Source organism: Methanobrevibacter sp. (genome assembly GCF_045646045.1).
Lineage (GTDB): Archaea > Methanobacteriota > Methanobacteria > Methanobacteriales > Methanobacteriaceae > Methanocatella.
Genome location: NZ_JAZRJY010000107.1, coordinates 1 through 11,444, shown reverse-complemented (window position 1 = coordinate 11,444; position 11,444 = coordinate 1). Strand labels below are relative to the sequence as shown.

10 protein-coding genes are annotated in these 11,444 nt (G+C 31.6%); 9 read left to right on the top strand and 1 reads right to left on the bottom strand.

Translation table 11 applies throughout. The features are described 5' to 3' along the window. Nucleotides 1-159 precede the first annotated feature (159 nt). Nucleotides 160-501, top strand: a complete 342-nt coding sequence (locus ACKI5C_RS07215) for a hypothetical protein (RefSeq protein ID WP_407432493.1) — start codon at nt 160-162, stop codon at nt 499-501. Nucleotides 502-539: 38 nt separating this feature from the next. On the opposite strand, the gene ACKI5C_RS07210 is transcribed toward ACKI5C_RS07215, so the two are convergent. Then, nucleotides 540-1,562 (bottom strand): ArsA family ATPase, encoded by a 1,023-nt coding sequence (locus ACKI5C_RS07210; RefSeq protein ID WP_407432494.1) that lies wholly within the window; start codon nt 1,560-1,562, stop codon nt 540-542. 295 nt (nt 1,563-1,857) lie between these two features. On the opposite strand from ACKI5C_RS07210, the gene ACKI5C_RS07205 reads away from it, so the two are divergent. The 8 genes from ACKI5C_RS07205 to ACKI5C_RS07170 all read left to right on the top strand — a co-directional run. Next, complete coding sequence (locus ACKI5C_RS07205; protein WP_407432492.1) at nt 1,858-2,100, top strand: hypothetical protein; 243 nt, start codon at nt 1,858-1,860, stop codon at nt 2,098-2,100. 23 nt (nt 2,101-2,123) lie between these two features. Further along, a complete protein-coding gene (locus ACKI5C_RS07200; protein WP_407432491.1) occupies nt 2,124-2,621 on the top strand; it encodes a hypothetical protein in 498 nt (165 codons plus the stop codon). Nucleotides 2,622-2,819: 198 nt separating this feature from the next. Continuing rightward, a complete protein-coding gene (locus ACKI5C_RS07195; RefSeq protein WP_407432490.1) occupies nt 2,820-4,778 on the top strand; it encodes a right-handed parallel beta-helix repeat-containing protein in 1,959 nt (652 codons plus the stop codon). A 144-nt stretch (nt 4,779-4,922) separates the two neighbouring features. Then, nucleotides 4,923-5,285 carry a hypothetical protein gene (locus tag ACKI5C_RS07190; RefSeq protein ID WP_407432489.1) on the top strand — a complete coding sequence of 121 codons (363 nt, stop codon included), beginning with the start codon at nt 4,923-4,925 and terminating at the stop codon, nt 5,283-5,285. 118 nt (nt 5,286-5,403) lie between these two features. Continuing rightward, nucleotides 5,404-6,237, top strand: a complete 834-nt coding sequence (locus tag ACKI5C_RS07185; RefSeq protein ID WP_407432488.1) for a transporter substrate-binding domain-containing protein — start codon at nt 5,404-5,406, stop codon at nt 6,235-6,237. 167 nt (nt 6,238-6,404) lie between these two features. Then, nucleotides 6,405-7,199 carry an NAD+ synthase gene (locus ACKI5C_RS07180; RefSeq protein WP_407432487.1) on the top strand — a complete coding sequence of 265 codons (795 nt, stop codon included), beginning with the start codon at nt 6,405-6,407 and terminating at the stop codon, nt 7,197-7,199. After that, nucleotides 7,199-10,045 (top strand): leucine--tRNA ligase, encoded by a 2,847-nt coding sequence (gene leuS / locus ACKI5C_RS07175; RefSeq protein ID WP_407432486.1) that lies wholly within the window; start codon nt 7,199-7,201, stop codon nt 10,043-10,045. The genes ACKI5C_RS07180 and leuS overlap by 1 nt, the downstream gene beginning before the upstream one ends. Nucleotides 10,046-10,642: 597 nt before the next feature. After that, nucleotides 10,643-11,444 (top strand): hypothetical protein (locus ACKI5C_RS07170; protein ID WP_407432485.1); only part of this gene is annotated, 802 nt, incomplete at its 3' end.

Below are 11,444 nucleotides of genomic sequence, written 5' to 3'. Positions count from 1 at the left end.
TAATTCAGATTCTAGATGTCATATTTATTATATGCCTTTTATACAATATTATCCTGATGAGTTTAGGTATGCGCTTTAACGGTGCAATAACAACACTGATAGGAATTATAATATGTGTTAATTTAGTAAATTACTTTATTAGCTAATGCAGGTGATATGATGAATAAAATAGAAATAATATTTATAGCAATATTAATGGCAATATTAGTTTTCTGCATATATGCAGTGCCGAAATATTTATTTGTATATCTTTTCTTGCTGGCTTTAGCCGTAATATACATTGCCATGACCCTTTTGGTCAACTACAGAGGAAAATATGAAAACCGCACATTATCAATTATATTCTGCATAGTAGGAATAATTCTCTTTATAATATACTTTATAAATTCCGTCTATATGGATTTTACAAGCAAAGGGTCAACTGCAGACGGATTGCTAATACTGGCATTATTCATTATCAGTATGTGTCTTGGATGGTTTTTTGAAGAAAATAAGAAATAAAAGTTAAAATATATTTTATTTTAACTTATTTTAATTTTTTAAAGCTGAATAGCTTCCTGAGTAACTTCATCATTGTCCTCATCATCATATAAGATGTGAGCTAATTTTAATAATTTTTCCTGACCTTTAACTTCATCCTTAAATAAAGGTACTTCAGCAACGTGCTGATTTGGGAATTTTTGGTCGATTAAAGCTAAACGCTTTTGCTGTAATTTATGTCTTGAATGACAGAACTCGCAATCACATATATCAGGCATTACCTGATTTACAATAACGCTGTCCACAGTGATATCATGTTTGCCCAGTGCTTCAAGAGCTCTTTCAGATTCATAAATTGACATTTCTTCAGGAATTACAACCATTTTAAAGGTTGTTCTATCAGAATCAGCCAATACTTTTTTAGCTTCATCAATTTGTTCTTTGGTTCTTTTTAAATCTTCAGCAGTTTGCGGATCATCAACAGCGTCCATAAACGGCATTATATTTTTTAATGAATTTGCAACAGAACCCAATTTAGCTTTTGCCATCATTGCTTTTCCTACCCAGGAGTCCATTACTTCAGGGAAGGACAATAATCTTAATGTATGTCCAGTTGGTGCAGTATCAAATACAACAACATCATATTCATTTGAAGTCATAACAGATAAAAATACTTCAAATGCTGCAATTTCATCGGCTCCTGGAGAAGATGATGCCAAATCCATTTGGTCAGTTAAGAAATCAAGTCCTCCGAGCATATCTCCAGAAGCAGTGTCTTTTTGAGCTTCCAAAGCAGTTTGCTTTTCAGCCATTGCTTCATCAGGATCTATTTCAACAGCATATAAATTAGATTTAATTTCTCTAGGATAGTGTCCAATTGGAACTTCCAAAGAATCTGAAAGTGAATGAGCAGGGTCAGTTGATACAATTAATGTTTTTTTACCTTGTTCCGCTAACCACAAAGCAGTAGCAGATGATATAGAAGTTTTTCCAACACCTCCTTTTCCACCTACAAAAATGAATGTTGTTTTATCTTTGTTAAATTTAAAATAATCTTTAAATGCCAAAAAAATCACCTCGATTAGAAAAATTTATTAAACTTACTTTTGGTTATTAAATGTATTTTAATTCTTAGTATATAAACTTAGTCATCATTACAGAATTTTCCACCATTTAAAAATATATAATTTGTTAACATGTTCAAAAATTCAGATATATTTAAATACATATTAAAACATGACCATGAAATAGTAAGGTTATTTTTACCTAAAAAAAATTGAGGATTTTCTCATTTAAAAAAAAAGCAAACAAGTGCTTGCTTACATTTTTTGGGTGGAATATACATAAATTCAAAAAAAATAGGATTAGGTTATTAAAATGAAAAAAATACTTTTTGTACTGATTTTAATTTCAATTTCATTAATTGGTGTATCATGTGTTTCAGCATCCCAAGATACTAACATTAGTGATGTTAAAGGAGAAGCTGTAAGTAATTTTGCAGTTAATAAAGATATTTCGGCAGGTACTTTTGATGAACTTCAAAACGAAATAGACTCTGCCAAATATGAGTTGAATTTAACTAGAGATTATACTGCAAGCAAAGGAAATACTGTAAAATAGTAGCGGGTTCCAACTTTGAAACCTTGCATTCTAGAGGTGACTGGTATTTTGGGAATGGGTTTAAATATTTTACTATTAATGGAAATGGACATACAATTGACTGTAATAATAAATTTAATGCATTTGATGTGGACTTAAAGGAAAACTGGAATTCAATCACAATAAAAAATGTAAGATTCATCAATGGTGACAATAAAGATGGTAAAGGTGGTGCCGTTACTGTTATTAATGGTGATATAGTTGAATTTATTAATTGTACTTTTGAAAATAATAAAGCGAAAAATGGAGGAGCGATATCCATAAACAATGATGGTGAGTTACGCATTATAAATTGTACATTCATAAACAATATTGCCGACGATAAAGGTGGAGCAATATATAAAGATGAAGGAAAAATGCATATATCTTTCTTCCGTGAGTTGCCAATATATGTAATAAATTCTAACTTCGTAACCAACCAGGCACAGGAAGGTGGAGCAATATATTTAAAGTGTGATTTTGAAATATTGGATGCTTTCTGAAGGGAAAGTAAACTTAAATATATATGCATTGAAAATTCTAATTTTACAAAAAATCATGCAGATAAAGGAGATGGTGGTGCTATACAAATAGATTCAGAAAGATCAAAAATTGAAGTCAAGAATAGCAATTTCGATGAAAATTATGCGAAAGGAGGTATTCAAAGACGTGAAGGAGGAGCAATATGCACCAATGGTTATGTGGGCACCATAACCCGTTCTTCATTCAAAAATAATTGGGCAGAGAATCGTGGAGGAGCAATATCTGCCAGACATATTTATTCCATCGATAATTCTCACTTTGAAGCCAACACCGCTAAAAATGGTAACGGTGGAGCAATATATATAAGTGGAAAAACCATTTCTTATCATGAGGGTGAATACAGAGGCAATATAATTCTAGTAACTAAATCTACTTTTAAAAGCAATTCTGCTAAAAGTGGTGACGGCGGAGCAATATATGTTTCAGCTCCAGGGAAACTTTCTGGATATAGTGTTGATACTTTTTTATATATTGGAGTGAATTTTAATGAGTGTAATTTCACTGGAAATTATGTCGATGGAGGGATTTTAAAGTATAATGGTGGTGCAATATGCTCCGATACTGATTTGAGCTTGAATTCCTGTTACTTTAAAGACAATTGGGCGAAAAATCATGGTGGAGCCATATACACACAATCCATACTTTATTATAGTGATAGTCCTAGTAGTCCATCAAATATTAAAAATTCATACTTTGAAAACAATGATGCAAAAGATGGAGATGGAGGAGCAATATATATCAATCGTAAGACCAGTCCAGAATCATTTAAATATCATCGTGGTGATTTCACTGAAAGAACATTTGAAAATTGTTATTTCATAAATAATCATGCAATAGAGGATGGTGGTGCAATTTATGCTAACAGAGATGTTAATCTTAAAGGTTGTACTTTTAAGGATAATAAAGCATCAGGTGCTAAAATCGCTAGATGTTACGGCGGTGCAATAAGAAGTAAAGGTGATGTTAAAATTGATAATAGTTCTTTTTTAAATAATTATGCAGCTGATTATGGTGGTGCGATTTATGCAGATACCATAACCTGGATTAGTTCATATTCATTTTTCATTGGTAATACTGCTGGGAATAATGATGGTGGAGCAATATATACAAACAAGTTCACTATTGATGTGAAATATGGTGTTTTCATTAACAATACAGTTAAGTCTAATGATAATGGTGGAGCAATTTATATAAATAAAGAAAATTGGATTACTTTTTCACAATGTGTTTTTGTAAATAATCATTGTGGTAATAAGGGCGGTGCAATCTATTTAGATTCAAGTAGTTCTCATTTAATTTTAGCTAATGATATTTTCGTCTCTAATTCTGCAAAAGAAGGAGATACTGTATATAATAGTGGTAAATATGATTCCATAAAAAATAATTGGTGGGGAGGAAAAAATCCTTCTTCCGATAATGACCAATTAGTTGAATGGAAAATGTGGCCATGGTCAAATATTCATCATACTGATAGTAATCCTTTAAGATTTGTTTTAAAATTATCTGAAAATACTAATATAGTAAACTCACAATTATGTGCAACAGCAGGATTCTATAACAATAATGTAAGACTATACACTGGTGAAATGGTTGCATACTCTGGTGAAATGGTTACTAATTATATTTCATTCATCCCAGTTTCAGATATTGAATTTTCTAATAGAACAGAGGGTAAAGCCAATGTAACAATATTAGTATCACCTCAAAAAGAAGTACAGTATACAATAACCGCTAATTTATTTGGTCAATTCGCATCAGATATATTAACCGTTGTAGCTAAAGATCGCTATGGTGCTGGTGGTGATTTATCAAATGAAGCGGATGAAGGATTGATTGATTCACCAAAAGATTCATCAAATGCACTAATTGATTCATATAATGCTCCGGTTAATAATAGGTATAATGTTGATGGGAATAGTAATAACTTGTTCGGTGTAATTTCTGATGTAGAAAATACTAATTATGCCAATTCTTCAAATAAAACTCAAAATAATAGTAGTGTTGCTAAAACAATTGATAACCAATCAAATGGCAGTAGTTTTAATTACCTTTGGATTTTATTGTTAATAGTAATTTTTGCTGGTGCAGGTGTATTAATCAAACAATATAAAAATTAAATCGGTTAAGATTATTTTCTTAACCCTCTTTCTTTTTTGTGCTTAAATTCTTAATTACTCGATTGCTTATTTTGGTAGTTGATAGTTAAGCATGATTATTATGACATCTATTATAACACAAACATTTATACTGAATGTGATTTCATGAAATACAATAATATAATTATCATTTTGGTTGTTTTACTCGCAATTGTCGTTATCGCAGGAGCATACTTTGTTTTCAACAACAATAATTCCCCTGCAGACAATCTAAAAAATAGCGTTAACAATACCACTTCTTCCAACGTTAGTGCTGATAGGATTAATACTGAAGAGGTCCAAAGTCAAAGCAGCAGTAGCAATACTCATGTGGTTATGGGTGCAGATGGTCATTATCTCACTTGTGATGATAATGGAAATATTTTAGAAGATTTGGGTCCGAGTAAAAAGTATTATCCTAATGACCCTTCAGCCGTTGACTATCCGGATGCCGAGTCCTACTCCAAATATAGTAATGGCAAACCATAAAAAAGATTTTCCATTAAAAATTCCAATGATTTGTGTATCCAATTTTTTTAATATTTAAATATCATTAAAATAGAAAAATATTATTAATGGCAATATTTAAAATTGGAGGAGAAATTTAATGAATAAAAAAATATTAACTATTATTGCACTATTAATACTATTTTTAACAGTCAGTACAGTAAATGCAGGTTTTTTTGATTTTCTCGATGATATTAATCCCAATTATAAAAACAATGTGACTAATGATGAAAAAACACTAGTTGTAGGGATAAATATAGGATTTCCACCATTTGTAGATAAAACAGCGAGTGGAAATTATGCTGGTTTTGATATAGACTTGGCCAAAGAAGTTTGTAAGAGAAATAACTGGACATTTGTTGTTCAGCCAATAATTAACTGGGATTCTAAAGAAGTTGAACTCAATTCCGGAGAAATAGATTGTATCTGGAGTGCATTTACCATAAATAATAGGGAAAATGATTATACCTGGACAGAACCTTACTTTAACAACACAGAAGTATTTGTTGTAAAATCAGATTCCAATATTTCATCAATTGATGATTTAAAAGGAAAAACCGTAGAAGTTCAAATTGAATCATCAGGACTTGATGCACTTAAAGGACAGAACAAATCCATAGGAGATTCATTCAAAATACAGGAAGTACATGACATAAACACAGGATTTATGGACTTGGAAAGCGGAGCATGTGATGCGGTACTTGTAGATTCAGGGATTGCAAATAATAAACTAACACAAAAACAGAACAGCTTTAAAATACTAGACACACCATTATCATATGACAGTTACGGTGTTGGATTTAAAAAAGGCAATACCGCACTAAGAGATCAAGTTCAAAAAACATTGGACGAAATGTTTAAAGATGGGACCGTTGACAAAATAGCGCAAAACTATACCCAATACGATATACAAAATCACATTATCCGCAGATAATGAAAATTCAACTATTTTGTTTACCAATTATCCATCCACCTTTTATTTTTTAAAATATGCTCATGAAAAAAATTTTAACCGATAATATTTCCACATTATCCATAATAATATATTATATAATAAAAGAATCATATTAATTACTAATGAAAAATTAAGTGGTGTTTGATATGAACGAAATTCCAAAATTAGATGTAGAAAAAACAAAAAATGATATAGTCGAATTCGTTCAAAATAAAGTATCAGAAGCAAATGCAGACGGACTTGTAATAGGCCTAAGTGGAGGAATCGACTCTACAGTAGCTGCATTTTTAGCTTGTGAAGCTGTTGGAAAAGAAAATGTATTTGGAGTGGTATTACCTTCCACAACAACACCAACAGAAGATAAACTTCATGGTACTACAATAGCACAATTATTAGGAATAAACTATAAAGAAATGGCTATTGATAGTATTTTAAACGAATTCTTATCAGTTGCACAATTAGAAGAAGACAAATTAGCTATTGGAAATCTTAAAGCTAGAATAAGAATGTCAATAATTTATTTTTATGCTAATTCAAAAAATTACTTAGTTAATGGAACCGGAAATAAAAGTGAAATCGTAATCGGTTACTTTACAAAACACGGAGACGGTGCTTGTGATATCGAACCGATTGGAGATTTATATAAAACCGACGTTTATGAATTAGCCAAGTATTTAAATGTTCCTCAAGAAATCATCGATAAACCTCCTAGAGCAGGATTATGGAATAACCAAACCGATGAAGACGAAATAGGAATGACCTATGAATTACTCGATAAAATCTTATACAGACACATAGAAAAAGACATTGCTGCTGATTCTATTGCAGAAGAATTAGATATTGACGTTGATGAAATTAATGATATCATAGATAGAGTTCAAAGGAATCAACATAAGAGTAAAGTTCCCGAAAGCCCTAATAAGACTATAATGGTGATTTAGTGACTGAAAAAAAATGGCAAAAGAAATGGGCTGATGAAAAATTATTTGAATCAAACCCTAACGACAAAGAAAAATTATTTATTACAGTAGCTTTTCCATACCCCAGTGGTGCAATGCACATTGGTCATGGTCGTACTTACACAGTACCTGATGTTTATGCAAGATTCAAAAGAATGGAAGGATACAACGTATTATTCCCTATGGCATGGCACGTAACCGGAGCGCCAGTTATTGGAATAGCAGACAGAATTAAAAGAAAAGACCCATGGACTCTTGATTTATATGAAAATGTCCACAGAGTTCCAAAAGAGGAATTACCTAAATTAGAAGATCCAGAATACATTGTAAGATACTTCAGTAGTGAATACAATGAAGTAATGCATGATATGGGTTATTCCATCGATTGGAGACGTGAATTCAGAACAATTGATCCGACTTATAAAAAATTCATTGAATGGCAAATAACCACATTATATGAAAAAGGATTGATTCAAAAAGGAGAACATCCAGTCAAATACTGTCCAAATTGTGACAATCCAGTGGGAGACCACGATTTACTTGAAGGTGAAGGTGTTGGAGTCAATGAATTAACATTATTAAAATTCAAAATTGAAGACAAAATTCTTGTTACAGCAACATTAAGGCCCGAAACCATCGTTGGTGCTACAAATATCTGGTTAAATCCTGATGTTGAATATGTTTTAGTTAATGCCGATGGTGAAAATTGGGTAGTGACAAAAGAAGCCCATTACAATTTAGAGCAACAAATTAAAAACTTAGACATCATATCTGAAATTAATCCGAACGATTTAATCGGTAAAATGGCAATAAATCCATTTACTGGTGATGAAATTCCAATTTTCCCTGCAAGTTTCGTTAGTGCATCCTACGGTAGTGGTGTAGTATTTTCAGAACCTGCAGATGCACCTGCAGATTACATTGCTCTTCAAGACCTGAAGAAAAATGAAGAATTAATATCAAAATATAATTTAGAAGGAATTATTGAAAATGTAGTTCCAATTCCTGTTTGTACTGTCAAAGGATATGGAGAAATCCCTGCAGCAGACATTATTGAAAGATTGGGAATTACTGACCAGAATGATGAAAAAATACACGAAGCAACAAATGAATTGTATAAAATCCAGCACAGTAAAGGTACCATACTTGATAGTATTCCTGGCTTTGGAGGTAAAAAAGTCAGATTTGCTCGTGAAGAATTGAAAGAAGAGCTAATATCTAAAGACATGGCTACAATAATGTATGATTTTGCCGAAAGGCCAGTTGTATGCAGATGCGGAAATAACTGTGTTGTTAAAATCATGGATGACCAATGGTTCATGAAATATTCAAATCCTGAATGGAAAGAAAAAACCCATGAAGTCTTAAACAGAGAAACAATCATTCCTCCGGAAATTAAAAACAATTTCAATTATTACATTGACTGGTTAGATGACTGGGCATGTTCCAGAAAGGTCGGACTTGGAACCAGACTTCCTTGGGACAATCAATGGCTAATCGAACCTTTAACCGATTCAACAATATACATGTCATACTATTCAGTAGCAAGATTTTTAAAAGATATGAACCCGGATGATTTGAATCACGCATTCTTTGATAAAGTTTATTTAAATAAAGATTCAGATGACATAAAAGTTGCACCGGAAATTGTTAAAGAGATACAAGATGAATTTAACTATTGGTATCCTCTTGACTGGAGATTATCTGCAAAAGACCTTGTTGGAAATCACTTAAGCTTTTTAATGTTCCACCACAGTGCAATATTCCCTGAAGACAAATGGCCTAAAGGAACCGTAGTATTTGGAATGGGTCTTTTAGAAGGAAATAAAATGTCATCATCAAAAGGAAATGTTATCCTTTTAAAAGACGCAATTGAAGATTATACTGCAGATGTTGTAAGATTATTCTTAATGGCCTCTGCAGAACCATGGCAAGACTTTGATTGGAGAGAAAAAGAAGTTCTTGGAACTAAAAGAAGACTTGAATGGTTTAGAGAATTTGCAGGCAAAGTTGAAGAAATCAAAGGTTCTTCTCTTGACTTGACCAATATAGAAAAAGTTGAATTGACAAGAACTATCGACTTATGGATGTTAAGTCAGCTAAACCAACACATCAAAGCATCAACTGAAGCTTTAGAAGTTTTCCAAACAAGAAAAGCTTTACAGGAATCATTATTCTTACTTAAAAAGGATATTGACCATTACTTATACAGAGTAAATCATTTGCTTGACAAAAAAGACCCTGCAGTAGTTTATGTCCTATCCACAGTCCTGGAATCATGGATCAGATTACTTGCACCATTTACACCACACACATGTGAAGAATTATGGTCAACATATGGTGGAGAAGGCTTTGTAAGTACTGCTCAATGGCCTGAAGCTGATGAAAGCATTATAAGTCTTGAAATTGAAAAATCAGAAGAGATAGTCCAAAATCTCATTAAAGATATAAATCAAATCAAAAAGATGGTTGGAGATGATGCTGAAAAAGTACACATTTACCTGGCTCCTGACTGGAAATGGGATTTATACAAAATAGCGGACGAAGTTGGAAAACCCGATATAGGTCAAATCATGGGTAGGGCTATTGGAGCCAATATTTATGATGATAAAAAAGAAATAGCTGCTGTAGCTAAAAAAATAGGCCGTGAAATGACTAAAACCAAATATGTGGGAAAAATCGATGAAGCTCAAATTATCGATGATGCTCTGGAATACATTTCCAATGAAGTATCAAGTGAAGTTATCGTACACACTGATGACTCCTACGACCCACAAAACAAGGCTAAAAACGCAATGCCTTATAAACCAGCTATTCTTATCGAATAGCTATTATTTTCTTTTTTTAGAATAAGAGCAAAAATTTAATTATGAAAAATAAGAGAACCCACCAATAAATAATTTTTTCTAATTTTTTATTAAATATTGAATTTTTGAATTATTGGACGACCCAAAATATATTTTTCCCATCTTTTCTTTTATTTTTTCTGCAAACAAAATGCTTTTAGCCATGGTATAATTAAATTCTATTATCCAATTGCTATTTTTGTTAATCGAATTTTAAATATACTTTATTGATTTTTAATCATTGGATTACAACCATCAATAATTAAGCAAAATCTCCCCAAAAATAACCAAAAAATTCTAAAAAAAGTAACGAAGTGAAATTTTAGTGTAAAATAACTTCTAAAACTCCACTAATAGAAAAACCCTTTAAAAAAAATTCAACCAAAAAAATAAATTCCCACCAACACAAAAGAGAGATTAATAAAAAAAAATTATCTCAAAAATTTCTTATAATTAACAGGGTCGATAAGATTTATTAACATCACACAATATAACATTATTACATAAGTAAACTACATGGAGAATTTTTTTATGAAGATTAAATCTTTATTAACCTTTTGTTTAATTATGATTTTTTTAATGTCGATAGCTAGTGTATCAGCTATGGACGATGTAAATAAGACAGAGGATTTAGGAATATCTCTGGATAGTAATTTAGATGAGTATCCGGAGATATTCAATGCAACTAATAGTGAACTGAATGTAAAAGAAAATAGTAATTTGAATGAAAACTTTGAATCTAATTCTAATATTTTATCAATGTCTAATGATGATATACTGGCCGGAAATAATATTATTCCTACAGATTTTACTTTTGCTGCTATTCAAACTGCAGTTAACAGTGCAAATGATGGGGATACAATTACTTTAGAAGAGGGCACTTATTTGAATAATGATAATGGTGAAATCAGCATTAGTAAAAATATTTCTTTTGTTGGTGTAAAAGGCAAAAGTATTTTAGATGCTCAAAAAACATCAAGAATATTCTATATTGATGCCAAAAGTATTAATATAACAGACATTATTTTTATGAATGGTCAAGCCAATGATTATGGTGGTGCAATTTATTTTAATTCATCTATTTCCAATTCTAACATTAATGCAACATACATTAACAACACTGCAGGCCAGAGAGGTGGAGTAAACTACTTTAATAAGGATGTTTCTAGTTCCAATATTGCAGGAACATATAATAACAACACCGCAAATGATGGTGGAGCAAACTACTTCAATGCCGTGGTTTCCAGTTCCAATATTACAGGAACATACACCAACAACACTGCAATCAAGAAGAGTGGAGCAAACAACTTCAATGGCATGGTTTCCAGTTCCAATATTAATGGAACATACATTAACAACAATGCACAGGAATTTGGTGGAG